Genomic DNA, 21090 nt, shown 5'->3' on the forward strand with positions numbered 1-21090 from the left:
TTTAAGGACTACCGAACAAATAGGTACTTAATGCTACTGTCTTTTAGCGTTCCCTTAAACTTTCCGTGACAGATTCTTCTAGTGGGCTGAGTAAATAACTCATTACACTCCGTTCACCGGTTTTGATTTCAGCAGTTATTGTCATACCTGAACTCAAATCAATTTTTCGCCCATCAGGCGATGTTAGATTCTTCTTATCTATAGTCATTGTTGCATTAAAAACTAAGCCTACATTAGGTTGCTCGATTGCATCCGGACTAATATGTTTAATTCGACCGGTTAGATAACCATAGCGTGTATAAGGGAAAGTTTCCACTTTAATAATCACTTCTTGCCCTGCCGTTACAAAGCCAATATCTTTGTTTTGGACAAGGGCGGTCGCTTCCAACACATCGTCTTCCGGCACAATGATCATCAAGGTTTCAGCAGTCGTAACAACACCTCCTACGGTATGAATTTTCAGTTGCTGAACCGTCCCGGAAACCGGTGCTCTGATCATCGAAGCCTGTCTGCGTTGGTTATTTTTTTCTAGCTCAAGCCGAAGTTGACGTTCATTTTCAATATGTTGCTTTAATTTTTCCAACACATCACTTTTAAAGAATTGAGTGATCAGCTCAAGTTCTTCTTTTACATTAAGTAGATCATTTTCTAATTCATTTAATTTTGAACGATAAACTGCCAACTCATTTTGTGCTTCAATCGCCTTATTTTCTTGCGAGAGAAGCTCATGCTTAGATAACGATTTTTGTTGATAAAGTGCTTTGAAATCCTTTAACTTTTCTTGCTCAATACGTGTAGCACCTTCATATTTACGAACGTAGGCAGATGTGGTTTGTTTTTCCGCATATTTACGCTTATAAGCTAAGGTTTTCTGCATTTTTTGTTTTTGCCAAGTGGTGTATTGCTCCTCAATTAAATGTTTAATGCGCAATCGATCTTCTTCCGATGAATCGTTAAATTCCGTTTTAGATAAATCAATCACCGGCAAGGACTCTTTTTCAATGGCAGTCAGTAATGTTTGGTAGCGATAGTTTTCCAGCTTTTCTAAAGAGAGTGAAGCAATAGTCTTTTTGATATCCGCCTCAGAACCCAATGCAGTTAAGCTCACTAATAATTGTCCTTTTTCCACAAACTGCCCATCTTTAACAAAAATTTCTTGTACGATGGCGTTTTCAATTGGTTTAATTTCTTTACTTCTGCCACTAAAAGTTAATTTACCGGGGGCAGTCGCTACAATTTCAACTTTGCTTACACTGGCAAGCACAATTGCCACAACTAAAAACAGCATTATTAAATAAGCAATTAAGCGTGGTTTTTTAGACACCGGGGTTTCAATCAGTTCTAAATGTGCCGGTAAAAATTCACTTTCATCTTTTTTTCTGTTTGGGTGGTCTAATTCTTTACGAATTTTCCATACTTCTGCCCAAATGTTTTTATAGCGTAGGAAAAATTCATAAATACCACTAAGCCATATTTTCATGGTTTTCCTTCTTAATTAAGTTGTAACTGGTGTAAGTAGGAATAAAGGCCGTTACTGTTTTGCAGTAATTCGTGATGCTTGCCTTGTTCAACGATTTCCCCTTTTTCCATGACAATAATTCGATCCGCATTTTTTACAGTCGATAAACGATGTGCAATCAAAATCACGGTTCTTCCTTGGCATATTTTTTGCATATTTTGCATAATAATATGCTCAGATTCGTAATCGAGGGCACTGGTTGCTTCATCAAAAATCAGGATTTTCGGGTTGTTTACCAAAGCTCGTGCAATCGCAATCCGTTGGCGTTGCCCGCCTGAAAGCCCTGCACCTTGTTCACCCACAATAGTGTTATAACCTTCACGCAATTCCGAAATGAAATCGTGAGCCCCTGCTAATTTTGCTGCATAAATCACACGTTCCATCGACATGCCCGGTTCTGAAAGTGCAATATTTTCTCGGATACTGCGGTTTAACAGGACGTTATCTTGCAAAACGACCCCGATTTGACGGCGTAACCAGTTTGGATCTGCGAGTGCAAGGTCGTGCCCGTCAATAAGCACTTGCCCGTTTTCAGGAATATAAAAACGTTGTAGTAATTTGGTTAGTGTGCTTTTACCAGAACCGGAACGACCGACAATTCCAATCACTTCCCCTTTTTTAATCTCTAAATTCACATTATTTAAAATGGTAGGAGCATCCGGTTTATATCGAAAACGAATATTTTTAAATGCTATATCCCCTTGTATTTCAGGTAGTGATAATTTGCCTTGATATTGTTCGGTTGGCGAGTTTAAAACATCACCTAAACGTGTAACAGAAATCCCAACCTGTTGGAAATCTTGCCAGAGCTGTGCTAACCGAATCACCGGTGCAATCACTTGTCCTGACAGCATATTAAAGGCAATTAATTGCCCAATACTAAGATCGCCTGAAATAACTAAGTGTGCACCTAACCAAAGGTTAATCACCATAACGGTTTTTTGAATAAGTTGTACACCTTGTTGCCCAATAGTTGCTAATACAGTTACACGGAAGCTTGATGAAACATAGCTTGCCAGCTGTTTATCCCATGTATCCGTCATTTGTGGAGCAACCGCCATCGCTTTAATCATATTGATGGCTGTTACTGACTCAACTAAGAATGCTTGGTTATCAGCACTTCGGGCAAATTTCTCATCTAAACGCCGTCTTAAAATTGGACTAATAAAAATTGACCATAAAATATAGCAGGGCAATGAACCAAGAATTACCAAGGTTAATTTTGGGCTGTAATACCACATTACGGCAAAAAAGATAAAAGAGAATAAGAGATCTAACACCGAGGTTAATGCTTGTCCGGTAAGGAAATTCCGAATTTGATCTAATTCTCTGACCCGTGCAACTGTATCGCCAACACGTCTGTTCTCAAAATAAGAAATCGGCAATGATAATAAATGCCTAAATAATTTAGCCCCTAATTCCACGTCAATCCGGCTAGTACTATGCGAAAACACATAGGTTCGTAAACCACTTAGTACAATTTCAAAGATGATCACAATAGCTAAGGCAACCGTAATGATATTCAAGGTTGAAAACCCTCGATGCACCAGTACTTTATCCATAACAACTTGGAAGAATAGCGGTGTAATTAGGGCAAAAATTTGCAAAAAGATCGAAACAATCAAGGTTTCTAGAAAGATTTTTCGGTATTTGATCACCGCCGGAATAAACCAGGTGAAATCAAATTTTGCTAATTGACCTACTACGGAAGCTCTAGACGTGACCAAAATTAATTGCCCTTGATAGCAGGCTTCAAATTCGTCTTGTGACAGAATTTGTGGGGCATCTTGTTCCAAATTGTAAGTTAAATAGCGGTTATTATCGGTATCCACTTTTACCAATAAAAAATGTTTACCGTTATCTTGCCAAACTAATGCAGGTAAATTCACCAAGTGTAAGCGGGAAATCTCTTTTTTAATGTGTTTCGCTTTCAACGCTAACGATTTTGCGGCTAAAAGCCAAGAGGTTAAAGAAAGCCCATTTCCGTCAAGATCAAATTTATGTTTTATTTCTTCCGGATTAAGCGAAATATTATGGTATTGTGCCAACATAGTGAGGGCAACTAAACCAAGATCATTCCTTTGATGGTTAGCTTCCATATTGTCTCCTTTTATAAAATAAAACGGCAACTCCATAATGTGCGAAACAATATAGAGTTGCCAATCATTAAAAATTAAGCTGCTCTAGCAAATTGAAGAGAAGATAAACTTTGATCCAACATTGAAGTTGGAGCTACTAATACATTTCTCGAATCATTAGACGAGGTAAATGCACTTGCAGATGAGATTAACTTATCTAAGCTGTTTGTCACATTTTTGCTATGTTTGAGCAATTCATAGTTATCAACAACTTTTGATAGCTCATCTTGGGTAATTTTGCCGTTACCTTTTGCGATAAGATCATCAACTTGCTTCGAGGTAATCCGTTCACCATTTTGGCCGATGATTTCTTCGATTTTCTCATCTTTAGTTGCTTTATAATTACGCACTTCTTTAGCAAAATCAGCTTCTCGGAACCAGTCTTGAATGGTCACTTTCTCTTTTCTGCTATTCGTGATGACAAGATTATGTTTAACTTTTTCAAATGTTAAATCTTTTAAGTTTGAATCAGAGAATGATAATTTATCATTGCCATCAGAATCGGTAATAATATCATTACCATCGCCTTGACGGTGAACGAAAATATCATCACCTTTACCGCCGTGTAACAGGTCGTTGCCTTTACCGCCATCGATAAAGTCATCACCATTTCCACCATCGATAATATCATCGCCTTTACCACCAAATAAGCGGTCATTGCCGTCGTTACCGTCAATAGTATCGACACCATCACCACCGTTAAAGGCATCATTGAACTTACTACCTTTAAAAATATCGTTATGTGATGTACCGATAATTTCTTCAACAGCTTTCAAGGTATCTTTGGTGTAATAACCGGCATGGTGCTGGTTATTGCTATGACGATATTCAATTTTTTCTTCACGGTTGCCCACCAATGCGGTGTGAGTTGAAGTCACTTCGTGTAGTGCTTTACCGGTTTCTACGAAACGATTTACGGTATAACTACCTTGCTCGGTCTCTTTGGTTGCATCAATAGTTAAAGCACCGTAGTTTCCGCGGCTATAGTGAACTCGGTCGTAACCTTCACCGCCATCAATTTCCGTCGTACCAGAACCAACAAACACGTTGTCATCACCTGCACCAAGTTTGGCAACAATTTTTGTTTCTTTGGTTTTAGTTACATTTCCAGCATTGTCTAATTCAATACCAATACGCTGAACAACATTAGTTAAATCAAAGGTAGAACTTGCTGCACCATCTGTGATTTTCCAGCTATCTACCCGGTTAATATTGAGCTTGGTAATATATTCATATTTACCTGTTTGTACGCGTTCACGATGCTCTGTTCCCGGCGTCAATAATGGCGTTCTGAATAAGATATGCTGAGTTTTCGCTTTACCCGAATTACTCACATCAATAATACCGTTTGCCGAATCCAACTGTACTAATTTATCGGCTTTAAGATGTTTACCTTCTTCAAACGCATCCACATAAGCTTTACCACTAAGCACTTTTTCACCTAAACGGCTAATACCGGCTAAATCACCAATGTTGTTATCCCATTGCTGCTGAGTAATAGCGATGACACGTTCTGCCTGTAACTCTTTGTTTAAGTTCAGTAAGAATTTCATATTATCTTGTAAATTCGCAAGATAACGGGCGTCGTAACCATTTTCAAAGTAGTTCTTGCCGTGATTATTTTTTTCCCATTCTACAATTTTGTTATGAATTTTATTTGCAACGTGCTCAAACATTGCTTGTTTAGAATATTGCAGAATCGTAGAAATTACACCTGTAATCCCAGATACTAATAAGGCAATCGGTGAAGCAATAACCGAGCCGGCTGCCGCAGCAGATACACCACCAGCAATGGCAGCCAATGCGGTATTAATTGCAGTAACCGATGCATCAATAGTCCCTGTTCCCCGCTGATATTCTGCTAATAAATTATCTCCGTCATAGCCTAATTTTTTAAAGCGTTCGGCATAGCTCTCTAAACTTTTTGCGTGATTAAATTTATCGGCAATACCGGCAAATGCTAATGGGCTAATCGCAAGAGAAACAGTAGAAGCAATTAAAGCAGCCACAGGCCCGGTTGAAGATAAACCTGCTGCAACACGTTGGGCTAAAATGTAAGAAGAAACGGCTTTGGTAATATTACCAACAACTTGGTTTGCCAATTCAAAACCCGCACCTACTTTTCTTGATGTTGAAGCATTTTTATCTGCAAGTACAAGTGCAGCTGTTGCACCCGACAGTAAGCCAGATACGACATCTAAACCAAGGCTGGTTTTATCAAAACCACTCAGACCTTTTAGTTTATCGCCAAGAGAACTTAACCCTTTAACGTTTTGTAGTTTTGAACCAAGTTGATTAATTTGATCACCAAAGGCGTCTAGCGTTTTGACCGAGTTAGCAATATTTTCGATCAATGAGTTGGTTAACTCTAAACCAGCTTTAGCAAGTGTCAGCTCATTACTGTTTTTTTGTAATGCCTCATCTAAATCCATGCCAGCCAATACCGAGCCTAAAATAGATTGAATACCAGATAATACGGTTTTTGCATTACTAAAACCTTTTGTAAGATTTTCTGCAGAGCCAATCGCTTGACCTACTTTAGTTTTCTGAAGCAACTTGTCAAGCTGAGGGGCTGACAACACAATACCACGCTCAGTTAAACCCAGCACATTTTGAATTGTGCCCAAACTGGTTTGTGCTTTTGCAATGTCGTTTCCTTCCTCTTTTTGCACTTCAATACCAAGCTCTTCAGCCGCCTTAACTAAATCCTGTAAGCCATTGCCTTTCTCGGTATCATATTGATAATCTTTTGGAATGTAGAGGATGATTTTTTTTGCCCCGGTTTTTAAAGATTGCCCTGCTTTAGCTAATGATTGTCCTGTTCTATTTAAACCGGATTTAGCAGTCAACCAGGAACTTTTTAAATTTGTTGAAATATTAGTAAGTTTATTACCCATAAGGGATGTCTCCTTCTATTTTTTAATAAAATTAAATTCATTTTTAAGTGCTGTTGCCAGCTCTTCTTGATATGTATCAAAACGTTTTTTTGCTGTTTTTTTATCTAATTTACCTCCTTTAAAATAAGAAATTTTTCCTACTGATTTTTGGTTTGGTTGGAAGCGTATAGATCTGACGATCATATCAGGGTATTTCTGACACATTTTTTTATAAAGTAATTGAGAGTGTCCGAATGGCGCTACCCAATCAATAATCCAGCGCCTATCGCCAGACTGCCATTCCTCCAGTGTTAATGAGCTAATATCCTTAATATATTTCACCTCATTCTCAAGGTTTAAGTCCGCCCAGCTACAATAGGCAACCGGAATACCGTCATCTATAAGTAGCATATATTGTTCATTTTCAATTGCAGGAATCACATTGCGTGCTAGTAGTTCACAGCTCCATTCTTTGTGGAGAGGGGAGTTCATCCATAGCCAAGTAATGTTTCCTAGTAAGTTAAAATAAGATTGATTCATAATTTGCACTCGATAATTATTCTAAATTAGACCCAAAATTATAGCATAATATAACCACATTTTGATATAAGTGCAGTTGTTTTTGTTATTTTTGTAGCTTTAATTATATTTTTTGTCTTTTGTATAGCCAGAAGATAAAATTAAATGTTTTAAAGTTATACAAAATGTAGGGAAATTAAACAAAATAATTACATTGTAATATTAATGTAACATATACTTTTTGTTTTTCTTTTGGGTTGTTTTTTTGAGATAGAGGAATCAAGAGGATTGAGAAACTACATCTCAATTTGATGTGTTTGTATGACATAAAACAAACTTTATGAAAAGAAGACTTTTTTTAAGAAAGTAACTGCGTTAAAGTGGTAATTCTTATAATGAAAACACAAGGACTTTTTATGAAAAAAACACTTTTGGCTCTTTTATTCGGGTGTGTAGTTACTGCGCAGGCACAAGATATCAAATTTGTGATGGAGCCAAGCTATCCCCCATTTGAAATGACTGACGAGAAGGGAGAAATTATCGGTTTTGATGTGGATATTGCAAATGCTATCTGTAAAGAGATGAATGCAAATTGTACATTCCATAGCCAACCTTTTGATAGCTTAATCCAAAGCCTAAAACAAAAACAATTTGATGCTGCAATTTCAGGTATGGGTATTACGGAACCACGTAAGAAACAAGTATTATTTAGCGAGCCTTACTTTCCAAGCTCTGCTGCCTTCATTGCGAAAAAAGATATAGATTTTGCTAAGGTGAAAACGATTGGTGTGCAAAATGGGACTACTTACCAACACTATTTAGCAAAAGAGAAAAAAGAGTACAATGTGAAATCTTATGCCTCTTATCAAAATGCTATTTTAGATGTGCAAAATGGGCGAATTGATGCTATTTTTGGCGATGTGCCGGTATTGGCTGAGATGGCAAGAAAACACGAAGGGCTAGATTTTGTGGGGGAGAAAATCAATAATCCAAGCTATTTCGGTGATGGTTTAGGCATTGCAACTCACTTGAAAAACCAAGCATTAGTTGAACAATTCAATGCAGCATTAAAAACGATTAAAGAGAATGGCGAATATCAAAAAATCTATGATAAATGGATGAGCGGCAAGTAACTTGTAAGCGGTCATTTTTTGCAAAGTTTTGCAGATTTTGACCGCTTGTATTCTTTGATTTATCCATTTAAGCTAGTATGAGTTTTAAGCATAAGCTCCATGGTTTGCTTTAAATTAGCCAGCATTTCATAGCGCTTGCGATACATTGAGCGTTTTTTGCTTGGAATTTCATCTATTTTTTTACTTTCCAATTCAAGCGGCAACTGCCAATAATTTCCCGGCTTTCCGCCTGATTCTGCAAAAATAGCATCGTAATCTACCACATAACGCTTACTTTGCACCCAGCGGGATTTATTCTGGTATTTCTGTGGAATGCCTAGCAAACTCTGATAACCAAGAACAGCCGTTAAAGCCTTCATCGCTTCAACCATTAAATAGGCTGGGCGTAAGCCGTGACAACTTTTGGTTAATTGTTTCACCAGCTCTTTTGAACCCTCAAAATTCGGACCTTGAATTACGGCTATCAACAAGGCTTCATCTAACTTACCAAATGTTAATAAATAAACTAACTGATTGGTCGGTCTGTGGCGAAGTTCTAATGCCCAAAAACCTTCCATCGGCTGATGTTCATTGATGTTAAGCCATAACTCAAAATCTGCAATAATTTCCCCGAAATTAACCGCTTGTTGCCATAAAGGTGGAAGATGAGCCAAATTTTGGGGTAAAAACAGCAAATTATCACAAATCTTTTGCAAACGTTGTTTTGCACTAAAACGCTTATCTAAAAAGCGATGAGCCACGGGGTAGCTGTAATTTGGTCGAGCATTTAAGAGCGGAATCAGTTGTGGATTTTGTGTAACGAACTGCTCAAATTGCTTGATTTTGGAATGATGCAACCAAGAGCGAAGACGGTAACGAAAACGTTTCCCTGCGTAAGACTTTTTTCCCTGATTTGGATAAAGCGATTGTGCAGCAGGCCATTTGTATAGATTTTTCATTTTTATAACTAACAATATGAAAAGCGGCTAATTCGCAAGATTTTTCGCTAAAATAACCGCTTGTATAACTTAAAACTACAAAATAAAGCGACTTAAATCTTCGTTTTCCACCACGTCATTTAACGCTTCGGAAACATAGTTTTCATCAATGATGATTTTTTCACCACGGCGTTCGCTGGCATCGAACGAAATGCCGTCCATCAAACGCTCAAGCACGGTGTGTAAACGTCTTGCCCCGATGTTTTCGGTTTTCTCGTTCACACGGAATGCACTTTCTGCAATACGGCTGATACCTTCTTTCGTGAACTCAATCTCCACGCCTTCAGTTTTCATCAACTCACGATATTGCAAGGTTAATGAGGCATTCGGTTCGGTTAAAATACGCTCAAAATCTTCTTTGGTAAGCGATTTTAACTCCACACGAATCGGCAAGCGACCCTGTAATTCTGGGAGTAAATCAGACGGGCGAGCCACTTGGAATGCCCCCGAGCAGATAAACAGAATATGGTCGGTTTTCACCATACCGTGCTTAGTATTTACGGTTGAGCCTTCAATGATTGGAAGCAAGTCACGCTGAACGCCTTCACGAGAAACATCACCGCCTGAATGCTCGCCTTTTTTACAGATTTTGTCGATCTCATCAATAAAGACGATACCGTGCTGTTCCACCGCTTCAATCGCTTGCTGTTTCAGCTCTTCAGGATTTACTAATTTCGCCGCTTCTTCATCAAGCATCACCTTTAACGCATCTTTGATTTTCATTTTGCGTTTTTTGGTTTTGCTTGGCGACATTCCCTCAAACAGCGATTGTAACTGCGAGGTCATCTCTTCCATTCCCGGCGGGGTCATAATTTCAACGCTCACTTGAGCCGCCACGTCAATTTCAATCTCTTTATCGTCTAATTGCCCTTCACGCAATTTTTTGCGGAAAGTTTGGCGGGTGGAATTATTGTCAGATTCCTGCACATTGCCCCACTGATCTTTCGCCGGCGGCAATAACACATCTAAAATACGATCTTCCGCCGCATCTTGCGCCCGCATTTTATTTTTTTCGACCGCTTGCTGGCGGACTAATTTCATCGACACATCGGCTAGATCACGGATAATCGAATCCACTTCTTTACCCACATAGCCTACTTCAGTGAATTTGGTTGCCTCAACTTTGATAAACGGGGCATTGGCAAGTTTCGCCAAACGGCGGGCGATTTCGGTTTTACCCACACCGGTCGGACCGATCATTAAAATATTTTTTGGGGTCACTTCTTGGCGGAGATCTTCCGGCAACTGCATTCTTCTCCAGCGGTTACGCAAAGCAATCGCTACCGCACGTTTTGCATCTTTTTGTCCGATAATGTGTGCGTCTAATTCTGAGACGATTTCACGGGGTGTCATTGACATAATGTTATTCCTTAAATTAATTACCCTCTCCCCTTGTGGGAGAAGGACAGATTTTTCTTTGTTCAGAAGAAAAATCAGGGAGAGGGGTACAAGCGGTCTTTTTTCTTAAAAGCTTTACAACAGCCCTCTCTCTGAAAAATATTTCTGAACGAAATATTTTTCGGTCTCAATACTCGCTACGCTCGCTCCTGTGGAGCCGTTGGCAAAGCCAACGTTCAAATGTAAACATTTGTCCCACAAGGGGAGAGCGTTATTTAACTAGACTTCTTCAATCACATGATTGTGGTTACTGTAAATATCAATATCGCCGGCAATTTTTAATGCTTCGGCAACGATTTCTTTTGCAGATAAATTATTTTCGGTACGTAATAACGCAAGAGCAGCGGCTTTCGCATAGTTACCGCCTGATCCAATCGCCAGCACATCTTGCTCCGGCTCAATCACATCGCCCGAACCTGAAACCAGTAGAAACTCGCTGTCGTTTGCTACAATCATCATCGCTTCTAAACGGCGTAAAGCACGCTCGGTACGCCACTCTTTTGCCAGTTCCACTGCCGATTTCACTAGATGCCCTTGGTGTAACTCCAATTTTTTCTCGAATAAATCACGCAAAATAAAGGCATCAGCGGTCGAGCCTGCAAAGCCTGTCACTACTTTGTCTTTATACAAACGGCGAACTTTTCGCACAGTGCCTTTCTCGATACAATTTCCAAGCGTTGCCTGACCATCACCACCGATAGCCACTTTTCCGTCTTTACGCACGCATACAATCGTTGTCATACTAAATCCTTCTTTTTAAAAACTTTGGCTTATATGGGGATATGCTGTGTGTTTTCAAGCTTAAAACTCACATTTCTTTGTTAAGGTTGCCGCAATAGGTTGCCCGTTTTCCAATGAAATTGCCATTTTATAGGCGAGAACTTGCACTTTTTGTGCAATGGCTTGGGCGAATAATTCGGCATATTTGGGGTCTATCTGCTTTGCCACTTCAAACCGTTCAATACCTGTGTGCAAAATAGCGAAAAAAATGACCGCTTGTAAGCCCTGTTCAGCGATTTTCGTCAGCTCCCGCAAATGTTTTTGCCCCCGCTCGGTTTTGGCATCGGGGAACATTCCCACACCGTTTTCGGTTAAAAGGGTGGTAGATTTCACTTCCACAAAACAATCCAGCAGAAGGTCCGATTTGAGCAAAAAATCAATCCGACTGTTTTCACTGCCATATTTTTGTTCAGGCAGAATGTGCTGATAATCGGCAAGCTCGCTAATCCATTGATTTTCCAGCGCTTCTTGTACCAGTTGATTGGCTCTTAAGGTATTTACGCAAATAAAATCGCCAGCTTGCGTTTGAGTAAGCTCCCAAGTGTGGGCATATTTACGCTTGGGGTTATCAGAGGTAGAAAACCAAACCTTGTCGCCTACATTCGCACAGCCTCTCATCGCTCCTGTGTTTGGGCAATGAATGGTAATTTGTTCGCCATTTGGCAACTGAATATCCGCAAGAAAACGTTTATAACGGCGAAGTAAAATGCCGTGGGAAAGAGGGGGAAACTGCATTGGTAAAAAATCCTCTTAAAATGACCGCTTGTATCTTTTCATCATCGGCAGCAAAACGGAGAGTAAGGCAGTGCAAATCACGATAATAATCCCAACCCAAGTAATGAGGCTCAGTCGCTCTGATAAAAAGACTAGCGCCATTAACAGCCCGAATACAGGTTCAAGGGCGAGTAGAATGCCTGCCAGAATTGGGGAAGATTGGCTGATACCTTTGTTCCACAACAATATCGCCAAGCTGGTACAAATAATGCCCAAATATGCCACACTCGCCCACGCGGAGAGACTGGTCGGTAGTTGCCAATTCTCGGCAAAAAGTAATGTAACGGGTAAGGCGGTAATTGCCCCTTGCACCAGCGTAACATTGGTTAAATCGATCACTTTTACTGATTGCAGAATCTCTTTGCTGAGGTACATTCCCACAATAAAACTTAAACTGCCTAAGGTTACAAGCAATAATCCTAATACATTGATTGAACCGCTATCATCGCTACCCGATGCCATAATTAAAATCCCTAAGCAGGCAAATAAACTTAGGATAAAATCGAGCCTAGTTGCCTGTTTTTTGAAACAAAAATAGCCGACTAACACAGTTAAAAGCGGGTTTAGCCCGAGTAATGCCACTGCACTTGAGGCAGAAGTTAATTTCAAGCCTGAAAATTGTAAGATCACGCACAGCGGAAAAGTGAGAAAACTAATAAACCAAACTTTAATACGCTGATTTTTCTGAATTTTTTTATACCCACGCATAAAAAACGGCAGAGCGATAAATGCCGCCAACGTTAGCCGAATTTGCATAATTTGGACAGGGTCAAAAGCCGAAATCGCCACTTTACCCACAATGAATGAGCTCGCCCAAATCAGGGTTGCAATCAGTAAATATAACATTTAGACCTCGTAAAACTCTAACGGCAGATCGTCCGGATCACGGAAAAACGTGAAGCGTTTGCCGGTGATCTCATCAATTCGGATCCCTTCGTGCGGTAATTGATGTTGTTCTAAAAATGTGATGGCGTGTTCAATATTTTCCACTCGAAATGCTAAATGGCGAAGCCCACAGGTTTCGGGCGAGGTGGAACGAGGTGGTGTTTCCGGAAAGCTGAATAATTCAATTTGTGAACCATCTTTAAAGCGTAAATCCAATTTATAGCTGGCACGCTGCTCACGGTAGGTTTCTGCGATGATCTCCGCCCCTAAAACGCGGGTGTAGAAATGTTTGGATTTTTCGTAATCGGAAACAATTAATGCAACGTGGTGAAAACCTAAAATGGGTGATGTCATCTTTTTTCCTTAATGTGTAAAAATTTTTGGTAAAACTAACCGCTTGCAGTATGATAATTTATTTTTCCGATTTCAAGATTTTTAATGAACAGCAATTCACTATTTCCTTTAGCGAAAGCAAAAGCCTCTGATCCGTTTGCCAAAGCTGTTTTAGCTTGGTTTGAGCAATATGGACGGAAACATTTACCTTGGCAACAAAATAAAACGCTGTATCAGGTTTGGTTGTCGGAAGTGATGTTGCAACAAACCCAAGTAGCGACCGTTATTCCTTATTTTGCACGTTTTATGGAACGATTTCCCACCGTAATTGACTTAGCTAATGCCTCGATTGATGAAGTACTGCATTTGTGGACGGGGCTGGGCTATTATGCTCGGGCAAGAAATTTGCACAAAGCGGCAATTCAAATTCGAGATGAGTTTGGCGGTGAATTTCCCACCCGATTTGATGATGTATTGGCATTAACCGGCGTGGGCAGAAGCACTGCAGGGGCGATTTTGTCTTCGGTGTTAGATTCCCCACACCCGATTTTAGACGGCAATGTTAAACGGGTATTAAGCCGTTATTTTGCGGTAGAAGGCTGGGCGGGTGAAAAGGCGGTGGAAAATCGCCTTTGGCAATTAAGCGAAAGTGTGACACCCGATACCCAAGTGGCAGACTTTAACCAAGCAATGATGGATTTAGGGGCGATGATTTGCACCCGTACAAAACCAAAGTGCTTGCTCTGTCCGCTACAAGAAAATTGTAAAACAAATGCAATGCAAGCGTGGGATCTGTTCCCAGCCAAGAAACCGAAAAAAACCTTGCCGGAGCGTCAAACCTATTTTTTAGTGCTGAAAAGCGGCTCGAAAGTGCTGTTACAAAAACGGGAAGCAAAAGGTATTTGGGGAGGCTTATTTGTGTTTCCGCAATTCGAGAGTGTGGACGAATTCAAACGGTCTGATTTTATGCGAAATTTGCAAATTTCACAGCAATTAACCGCATTTAGGCACACATTCAGCCATTTTCATTTGGATATTACCCCGATTTTAGTAGAAGTCGATTTGCAAAAAATAAATGAAAATTCACCGCTTGTTGTCGAAGAAAAAGCAGGAAATTATCTTTCTAAGGTATCTTCAGAAGTGGATTATTGGTATGATTTGCACCAACATAACGAAGTAGGTTTAGCTACGCCGGTCAAACGAATTTTAGATGAGCTGGCATTCAATGTAAAAAATGAGATTAAGGATTAAATTATGGCTCGTACCGTATTTTGCGAATATTTAAAACAAGAGGCAGAAGGTTTAGATTTTCAACTTTATCCGGGGGAGCTGGGTAAGCGTATTTTTGACTCAATCAGCAAGCAAGCGTGGTCTGAGTGGATTAAAAAACAGACGATGATCGTCAATGAGAAAAAACTCAGTATGATGAACCCCGAACACCGTAAACTGCTCGAACAAGAGATGGTCAATTTTTTATTTGAAGGTAAAGAGATCATCATCGAAGGCTATAAGCCGGTCGAATAATAAAGGTTAAATCACAATGAAAAAATATGCTAAATATTTGCCGATGTTGGCAATTATTCCGTTTCTTATTGCGTGTGGGAGCAATAAATCGACTAAGAAGCCAAAATCTACCCGAGTAGATTATTCTAAAGATACCAATGGTTTGGATATTTTGGCAGGGCAGTTTTCTCACAATATTGATGATATTTGGGGAAGTAACGAGCTGTTAGTTGCCAGTAAGAAAGATTATGTGAAATATACGGATAAGTTTTACACCCGTAGCCATATTTCGTTTGAAGAAGGGGTGATTACGATTGAGACTTTAGGGAATCAGAATCATCTACGCAATTCGATTATTCATACCCTCTTAATGGGTAGAGACCCGAAAGGGATTGATTTATTTGCCTCAGGCGATGCTCCGATTAGCTCTAACCCTTTCCTAAACGGACAGGTTGAAGATCAATTCGGGCGAAATATTACCAATGTTGCCATCGCCAATGATTTTGCGACTTATTTGTTGCAAAATAAGGTGCAAACACGCCGTTTGAAAAATGGTCAAACTGTGAGCTTTGTAACGATTAAAATGGTGGCAGGACACATTGAAGTACGTGCAAGACAATATTTACCGCTGGTGCGTAAAATGGCGAAGCAGTATGGTATTGAGCCAAGTTTGATTTTAGGGATTATGGAAGTCGAATCAGCATTCAACCCGTACGCAATCAGCTATGCCAATGCGATTGGCTTAATGCAGGTTGTACCTCGTACCGCCGGGCGTGATATTTTTGCCCGTAAAGGTATGGGAGGGCAGCCAAGTCGTGAATATCTTTATAATCCATCAAATAACATTGATGCAGGTACGCTTTATTTGACTATTTTGCGTGATGAATACTTAGATGGAATTGAAGATCCTGTGGCTAAACGCTATGCGATGATTTCTGCGTATAATAGCGGTGCTGGTGCGGTATTGCGAGTGTTTGATTCCGATAAATACTCTGCGATTGATAGAATTAACGATCTTTCGCCTGATGCGGTTTATCGAATTTTAACTACTGCTCATCCATCTTCTCAAGCTAGAAATTATTTAAGAAAAGTAACCACCGCCAGAGAGAAATATCGCAATATTCGTTAATGCGTGAATTATGCTGTTTTTTAGCCGAAAAGTATAAAAAAAGCACATTCGAGCAACGGTTTTTTCAAATTTGTAAAAAAACGTTTGACGTTGCAAGCTGAAATCAGCATAATGCACCACGCAACGACGTTGCCTCGATAGCTCAGTCGGTAGAGCAGGGGATTGAAAATCCCCGTGTCGGTGGTTCGATTCCGCCTCGAGGCACCATCAATTCCTCCTTAGTTCAGTCGGTAGAACGGTGGACTGTTAATCCATATGTCGCAGGTTCGAGTCCCGCAGGAGGAGCCATATTCCGAAGCCCTGATGAGTAATCATCAGGGTTTTCTTTTTGAGCTTTCCGGCTAACTACTAAGAAATTGCTCAATTTTTAGTATTATGCGTTCAAAAACGTTAAATTTTTGAGAATTGTATTTGACGAAGCCCGAAAAAATCAGCATAATGCACCACGCAACGACGTTGCCTCGATAGCTCAGTCGGTAGAGCAGGGGATTGAAAATCCCCGTGTCGGTGGTTCGATTCCGCCTCGAGGCACCATCAATTCCTCCTTAGTTCAGTCGGTAGAACGGTGGACTGTTAATCCATATGTCGCAGGTTCGAGTCCCGCAGGAGGAGCCATATTCCGAAGCCCTGATGAGTAATCATCAGGGCTTTCTTTTTGCTCTCATTTTTTCAAACAATAATATCCCCTTTAATTTTGTGATTTACCTCTCATTTCTAACATAAATTTGAAAATATCACTTCACTTTTATACGCAATTCGGAGTATTATGATCACACAATATAACTAAATAATGATTCCTCGAATATCGTCAAATTTTACGGCATAGTTTAATCGCTATGCCGTTTTTTTATTTCCCTATAACCGTAACGCTTTTTTTTGTATAATGGCGGCAACTTTCCGCTCACAAGCGGTACTTTTTTCCTAAAATTTTACAAATTGAGAAAGTTGATATGTTTGAAAACCTCTCTGACAGATTGTCTAAAACGCTGCGTAACATTACGGGCAAAGGTCGCCTAACGGAAGATAATATTAAAGATACCCTGCGTGAAGTGCGTATGGCATTGTTGGAGGCGGATGTTGCCCTCCCTGTTGTGCGTGATTTCATCAACAAGGTCAAAGAGCGTGCGTTAGGAGTTGAGGTAAACAAAAGCCTCACACCGGGGCAAGAGTTCTTAAAAATCGTACAAAGCGAATTAGAAACGGCAATGGGAGAAGCCAACGAGGAGCTAAATCTTGCGACCCAACCGCCGGCGGTAATTTTAATGGCAGGTTTGCAAGGTGCGGGTAAAACCACCTCTGTCGGCAAATTGGCAAAATTCCTGAAAGAACGCCACAAGAAAAAGGTGTTGGTGGTTTCTGCCGACGTTTACCGCCCTGCTGCTATCAAACAGCTACAGACCCTTGCTGAAGCGTTAAAAGTGGACTTCTTCCCGACCGAAACCAGCCAAAAACCGGTAGCGATTGCAGAAGCGGCACTGAAGCACGCTAAGCTTAATTTCTTTGATGTATTGATTGTGGATACTGCCGGTCGTTTACACGTTGATGGTGAAATGATGGAAGAGATCCAACAAATCCACGCTGTGCTGAATCCGATTGAAACGCTATTTACGGTTGATGCGATGACCGGTCAAGACGCTGCTAACACCGCAAAAGCCTTTAACGAAGCGTTGCAGCTTACCGGTGTTATTCTCACTAAAGTCGATGGCGATGCCCGAGGCGGTGCGGCACTTTCTATTCGCCAAATTACCGGTAAACCGATTAAATTCTTAGGTGTGGGTGAAAAAACCGATGCCCTTGAGCCGTTCCACCCTGATCGTGTGGCTTCTCGCATTTTAGGTATGGGCGATGTAATGTCTTTAATTGAAGATATTCAACGCTCGGTCGATCAAGAAAAAGCCGAAAAAATGGCAGCAAAATTCAAAAAAGGCGATGAATTTACCTTGGAAGATTTCCGTGAGCAGCTTATCGAAATGAAAAAAATGGGTGGAATGATGTCGATGCTCGATAAACTACCGGGGGCGAAAAACCTGCCTGACCACGTTAAAAGTCAGGTTGATGATAAAATGTTCATTAAAATGGAAGCCATCATCAATTCTATGACCTTAAAAGAGCGGGCAAATCCGGATATTATCAAAGGCTCACGCCGCCGCCGTATCGCACTTGGCTCCGGCACACAGGTGCAAGATGTAAATAAGCTGCTCAAGCAGTTTGATGATATGCAACGTATGATGAAAAAAATGCGTAAAGGTGGAATGGCAAAAATGATGCGTGGTGTTAAAGGTATGATGGGTGGTGGTCTAGGCGGTCTCGGTGGCTTAGGCAGGATGTTTGGTAAACGTTAATATTCCTATTTTATTAGTACCAGCCTAAAATCAGTTAACAATCCGTTTTGCTAGGATTGTTAACTTTCCCTATTAATATCTTATTTGCAAAAATAATACTTTTTGATTGCTTGTCGTTTTATAAAAGAAACTTAATAGATTCAAATTGTGTGGATCTTATTTTCGTAAAATAATCCTTATATTATTCATCTTAAGTATTCCGAAGACTTCTGGTAAATATAGATAAAATTTTAGATTTAATCTTTAATTGAAAATAATTATTATTTGATTTTAATCAAGTCATTCATAACTTAATTTTGTTATAAATATGACCTTGTTTATAGCACTATTTTGTTTCGATAATGATTATAAAAGATACACACTGGACATCTCAACAAGCCTCTCCAAATGCTTTCCCAGAACGACAAGCGCTTATGCCTATTTGGGGTGGGAAAAATATTGAACGCGATCAATGGCAATCTTTATGGCTGGAACAAGCACCAAATGCGTTATTACAGGATGGTTTAGCTTATTTCCATATTCCGTTTTGCGCTAGTCATTGTATTTTTTGTGGTTTTTATCGCAATGCTTGGAAGGAAAATTATAGCCAGATTTATACTGATCGTGTGATTAGTGAACTTCGATATGAATCTTCACTATGGCGAGGGCAAGGTAAGATTCATGCCGTTTATTTTGGTGGAGGAACGCCAACAGCGTTACATACAGAAGATTTAGTAAGATTGATTCGAGCTTGTTATCGTTATTTGCCACTCGCTGAAGACTGTGAATTTACTATTGAGGGTAGAATTAGCCATTTTGATATAGATAAGGCTAAGGCTTGTATTGAAGCAGGCGTGAACCGTATTTCTATTGGTATTCAGACTTTTAACTCCGAAATTCGCAAACGTTTAGGGCGCAAACATAGTGGCGAAGAGGCTCAAACTTATTTAAAAGCCTTATCGGAATTAAATGCTGTGATTGTTGCTGATTTAATTTTTGGCTTGCCAAACCAAACAGATGATATCTGGCAAAACGATATTGAAATTGCGACTAGTTTACCGATCTCAGGCTTAGATATTTACGCCTTTAATAATTATCCTTTCCTGCCTATTAATCGCTTAATTGAACATGGAAAATTACCTGCGCCCGCAGGGTTTGACACCCAAAGCTTACACTATGCTTATGCAGTAGAGAAGTTAAAAGCACAAGGTTGGCAGCAAGTGAGCAATAACCACTTTGCTTTTCCAAATCGAGGTGAACGCAATCGCTATAATACTTTGGTTAAATCGAATATGCCTTGTTTGGCATTTGGCTCCGGTGCGGGGGGAAATTTTGGTGGGCTGAGTTACCAAGTACAATCTGATTTAAAGACCTACTTAGATGCGCCTCTTGATCAGAAAAGCCTTTCTTTTTTGAGTAAACATGGTGAACATAAAGCACTGCTTGGTGTGATACAACATAGCATGGAATTGGGTTACTTAGATACAACGCCTTTTGAACAAAACTCGAAAGCTGAAAAATTATTGCAACAATGGGAAGCGCTTGATTTACTGAAGCGTGAAAAAAATCAAGTATATCTCAATACCAGTGGTCGTTACTGGTCACCGACATTAATTCGTAAACTAATGTTAACACTTCCTCAATCTAGTAAGGATAACAACATGATAACGCCATTAACTAAAGAATTAGAAAATAAGTTACGGACAAATTTAAAAGAAAACCCAGGGCAAATTTTAGAAATGCTGGCAGGAATGAATCAATGTAGCTTGGAATCGGTAATTAACTGTCTGCCCAAAGAAATGGTAATGCAAACAGGTGGTGAGCGTTTTGTGGAAATTATGCAGGCAATTGCTGGTTGGAATGAAGCTGTGACTTTTATTATTCATACGCCTGATGCGATTGCAGAGGTAACTGCTAAATTGCCACAAGGTAAAATTGGGCGAGGTTTTTATAATTTTGAACATGGTGTAGATGGAGGAATTCACGGCCATTTACGCTATGAGAATTGTGCTGCTATTTACTTACTTGATCGCCCATTTATGGGAAAAAGAACAGTGGCGTTAACTTTTATCAATCAAAGTGGTGAGGCGATGTTTAAGATTTTTGTTGGGCGTGATGAACAAGGTCAATTACGAGAAAATCAGATTCAAGCCATGCGGCAATTAATTGGAGGATGCCAGTCATGATTTTGGTTTGTGGGGCAAATGGGTTGTTGGGACGAGCAATCTGTGACAAATTACCTAGGGAGAAAACGATAGCCGTCTTACGAAAAGATGCTATGGATACGTTTTTCAGCGAACGAAATATAGCAGTAGAAATAGCAGATTTATTAGATTTGGAATCCTGTAACGCCTTGTTACAAAAAACACAACCGGAAATCTTGATTACGGTAGTAGGAGGAAAAAATGAACAAGGTATTCGTAGCGACAAAACAGCAAATATTAATTTGATAAAAGCAGTTGAAAAATATTCACCAACTACGAAAGTAGTTTTAGTTACTAGTGTTGGGTGTGCAGAACAATGGGATTTAATTAGCCCATTAGCACAGCAGGCTTTAGGTGAAGCACTAAAAGCCAAGGCGGAAGCTGAAGCTTATTTACAGCAAACAGCATTAAATTGGCTGATTATTCGACCCAGTGGGTTAAATAATGATGAAGTAAATGATGAGTATCAGATTGTGCGTGATTTACCTAAAGAACGGAAAATGTATGTTAGCCGTAAATCTGTCGCAACAGGCATAGTGCGTTTACTGGATAGCACGGAAAATCATCAAATTTTCTCTATTATTAATAGGGGATAGTATAT

General features: G+C 39.8%; 17 protein-coding genes and 4 tRNA genes. 11 read left to right on the forward strand and 10 right to left on the reverse strand.

The annotated features are described in order from the left end of the window. Positions 1-43 precede the first annotated feature (43 nt). From ACJ7Z2_RS03025 to ACJ7Z2_RS03040, 4 genes are all read right to left on the reverse strand, one after another. The gene (locus ACJ7Z2_RS03025) at positions 44-1480 is read right to left on the reverse strand and encodes an HlyD family type I secretion periplasmic adaptor subunit (RefSeq protein ID WP_409500749.1); all 1437 of its coding nucleotides are present in this window, start codon (positions 1478-1480) and stop codon (positions 44-46) included. Positions 1481-1491: 11 nt separating this feature from the next. Then, positions 1492-3618, reverse strand: coding sequence for a type I secretion system permease/ATPase (locus ACJ7Z2_RS03030; protein ID WP_409500750.1), 2127 nt, complete (start codon positions 3616-3618; stop codon positions 1492-1494). A gap of 74 nt (positions 3619-3692) precedes the next feature. After that, complete coding sequence (locus ACJ7Z2_RS03035) at positions 3693-6554, reverse strand: RTX family hemolysin (protein ID WP_409500751.1); 2862 nt, start codon at positions 6552-6554, stop codon at positions 3693-3695. A 15-nt stretch (positions 6555-6569) separates the two neighbouring features. After that, positions 6570-7073 (reverse strand): toxin-activating lysine-acyltransferase, encoded by a 504-nt coding sequence (locus ACJ7Z2_RS03040; RefSeq protein ID WP_154703688.1) that lies wholly within the window; start codon positions 7071-7073, stop codon positions 6570-6572. Positions 7074-7468: 395 nt separating this feature from the next. Here ACJ7Z2_RS03040 and ACJ7Z2_RS03045 point away from each other — a divergent pair, with 395 nt between their 5' ends. Continuing rightward, positions 7469-8185, forward strand: coding sequence for an arginine ABC transporter substrate-binding protein (locus ACJ7Z2_RS03045; protein WP_409500752.1), 717 nt, complete (start codon positions 7469-7471; stop codon positions 8183-8185). Between the two features lie 59 nt (positions 8186-8244). Here the strand turns inward: ACJ7Z2_RS03045 and ACJ7Z2_RS03050 are convergent, their stop codons facing one another. The 6 genes from ACJ7Z2_RS03050 to ACJ7Z2_RS03075 form a co-directional block, all read right to left on the reverse strand. Beyond that, on the reverse strand, positions 8245-9123 hold the full coding sequence (locus ACJ7Z2_RS03050; protein ID WP_409500753.1) for a VirK/YbjX family protein: 879 nt from the start codon (positions 9121-9123) through the stop codon (positions 8245-8247). Positions 9124-9198: 75 nt separating this feature from the next. Continuing rightward, positions 9199-10524, reverse strand: coding sequence for an HslU--HslV peptidase ATPase subunit (gene hslU, locus ACJ7Z2_RS03055; protein ID WP_409501100.1), 1326 nt, complete (start codon positions 10522-10524; stop codon positions 9199-9201). A 255-nt stretch (positions 10525-10779) separates the two neighbouring features. Then, positions 10780-11301: an ATP-dependent protease subunit HslV gene (gene hslV / locus ACJ7Z2_RS03060; RefSeq protein ID WP_021279477.1), complete on the reverse strand. Its 522-nt coding sequence runs from the start codon at positions 11299-11301 to the stop codon at positions 10780-10782. A gap of 60 nt (positions 11302-11361) precedes the next feature. Next, positions 11362-12075, reverse strand: a complete 714-nt coding sequence (gene sfsA, locus ACJ7Z2_RS03065; RefSeq protein WP_409500754.1) for a DNA/RNA nuclease SfsA — start codon at positions 12073-12075, stop codon at positions 11362-11364. 15 nt (positions 12076-12090) lie between these two features. Beyond that, positions 12091-12960 (reverse strand): DMT family transporter, encoded by an 870-nt coding sequence (locus tag ACJ7Z2_RS03070; RefSeq protein WP_409500755.1) that lies wholly within the window; start codon positions 12958-12960, stop codon positions 12091-12093. Next, a complete protein-coding gene (locus tag ACJ7Z2_RS03075) occupies positions 12961-13353 on the reverse strand; it encodes a VOC family protein (protein ID WP_409500756.1) in 393 nt (130 codons plus the stop codon). It abuts the gene before it with no gap. 84 nt (positions 13354-13437) lie between these two features. On the opposite strand from ACJ7Z2_RS03075, the gene mutY reads away from it, so the two are divergent. The 10 genes from mutY to ACJ7Z2_RS03125 all read left to right on the forward strand — a co-directional run bounded on the left by mutY (position 13438) and on the right by ACJ7Z2_RS03125 (position 21085). Next, positions 13438-14583 (forward strand): A/G-specific adenine glycosylase, encoded by a 1146-nt coding sequence (gene mutY, locus ACJ7Z2_RS03080; protein WP_409500757.1) that lies wholly within the window; start codon positions 13438-13440, stop codon positions 14581-14583. 3 nt (positions 14584-14586) lie between these two features. Then, positions 14587-14856: an oxidative damage protection protein gene (locus ACJ7Z2_RS03085; protein WP_006248012.1), complete on the forward strand. Its 270-nt coding sequence runs from the start codon at positions 14587-14589 to the stop codon at positions 14854-14856. Between the two features lie 16 nt (positions 14857-14872). Further along, the gene (gene mltC / locus ACJ7Z2_RS03090) at positions 14873-15964 is read left to right on the forward strand and encodes a membrane-bound lytic murein transglycosylase MltC (RefSeq protein ID WP_126301494.1); all 1092 of its coding nucleotides are present in this window, start codon (positions 14873-14875) and stop codon (positions 15962-15964) included. 131 nt (positions 15965-16095) lie between these two features. Further along, positions 16096-16171, forward strand: a tRNA-Phe gene (locus ACJ7Z2_RS03095). Positions 16172-16176: 5 nt separating this feature from the next. Further along, a tRNA-Asn gene (locus tag ACJ7Z2_RS03100) sits at positions 16177-16252 on the forward strand. 170 nt (positions 16253-16422) lie between these two features. After that, positions 16423-16498: transfer RNA gene (locus tag ACJ7Z2_RS03105), tRNA-Phe, on the forward strand. Positions 16499-16503: 5 nt separating this feature from the next. Further along, positions 16504-16579 (forward strand) — tRNA-Asn (locus tag ACJ7Z2_RS03110). A gap of 335 nt (positions 16580-16914) precedes the next feature. After that, on the forward strand, positions 16915-18306 hold the full coding sequence (gene ffh / locus ACJ7Z2_RS03115) for a signal recognition particle protein (protein ID WP_409500758.1): 1392 nt from the start codon (positions 16915-16917) through the stop codon (positions 18304-18306). A 341-nt stretch (positions 18307-18647) separates the two neighbouring features. Beyond that, positions 18648-20471, forward strand: a complete 1824-nt coding sequence (gene hutW, locus ACJ7Z2_RS03120; RefSeq protein ID WP_409500759.1) for a heme anaerobic degradation radical SAM methyltransferase ChuW/HutW — start codon at positions 18648-18650, stop codon at positions 20469-20471. Then, entirely contained in the window at positions 20468-21085 is a 618-nt protein-coding gene (locus ACJ7Z2_RS03125) for an NAD(P)H-binding protein (protein ID WP_126301504.1), read from the forward strand. Before hutW ends, ACJ7Z2_RS03125 begins: the two co-directional genes overlap by 4 nt. The last annotated feature ends 5 nt before the right edge of the window (positions 21086-21090 follow it).

It is taken from the genome of Mannheimia glucosida, assembly GCF_046267875.1.
In the GTDB taxonomy this organism is placed as follows: Bacteria; Pseudomonadota; Gammaproteobacteria; order Enterobacterales; family Pasteurellaceae; genus Mannheimia; species Mannheimia glucosida.

Coding starts and splice junctions, on each gene's coding strand:
- ACJ7Z2_RS03040 (WP_154703688.1), bottom strand. CDS start 7,073: ATGAATCAATCTTATTTTAACTTACTAGGAAACATTACTTGGCTATGG.
- sfsA (WP_409500754.1), bottom strand. CDS start 12,075: ATGCAGTTTCCCCCTCTTTCCCACGGCATTTTACTTCGCCGTTATAAA.
- ACJ7Z2_RS03045 (WP_409500752.1), top strand. CDS start 7,469: ATGAAAAAAACACTTTTGGCTCTTTTATTCGGGTGTGTAGTTACTGCG.
- hutW (WP_409500759.1), top strand. CDS start 18,648: ATGATTATAAAAGATACACACTGGACATCTCAACAAGCCTCTCCAAAT.
- ACJ7Z2_RS03085 (WP_006248012.1), top strand. CDS start 14,587: ATGGCTCGTACCGTATTTTGCGAATATTTAAAACAAGAGGCAGAAGGT.
- ACJ7Z2_RS03075 (WP_409500756.1), bottom strand. CDS start 13,353: ATGACATCACCCATTTTAGGTTTTCACCACGTTGCATTAATTGTTTCC.
- hslV (WP_021279477.1), bottom strand. CDS start 11,301: ATGACAACGATTGTATGCGTGCGTAAAGACGGAAAAGTGGCTATCGGT.
- ACJ7Z2_RS03125 (WP_126301504.1), top strand. CDS start 20,468: ATGATTTTGGTTTGTGGGGCAAATGGGTTGTTGGGACGAGCAATCTGT.
- mltC (WP_126301494.1), top strand. CDS start 14,873: ATGAAAAAATATGCTAAATATTTGCCGATGTTGGCAATTATTCCGTTT.
- ACJ7Z2_RS03050 (WP_409500753.1), bottom strand. CDS start 9,123: ATGAAAAATCTATACAAATGGCCTGCTGCACAATCGCTTTATCCAAAT.
- ACJ7Z2_RS03070 (WP_409500755.1), bottom strand. CDS start 12,960: ATGTTATATTTACTGATTGCAACCCTGATTTGGGCGAGCTCATTCATT.
- ACJ7Z2_RS03030 (WP_409500750.1), bottom strand. CDS start 3,618: ATGGAAGCTAACCATCAAAGGAATGATCTTGGTTTAGTTGCCCTCACT.
- ACJ7Z2_RS03025 (WP_409500749.1), bottom strand. CDS start 1,480: ATGAAAATATGGCTTAGTGGTATTTATGAATTTTTCCTACGCTATAAA.
- ACJ7Z2_RS03035 (WP_409500751.1), bottom strand. CDS start 6,554: ATGGGTAATAAACTTACTAATATTTCAACAAATTTAAAAAGTTCCTGG.
- ffh (WP_409500758.1), top strand. CDS start 16,915: ATGTTTGAAAACCTCTCTGACAGATTGTCTAAAACGCTGCGTAACATT.
- mutY (WP_409500757.1), top strand. CDS start 13,438: ATGAACAGCAATTCACTATTTCCTTTAGCGAAAGCAAAAGCCTCTGAT.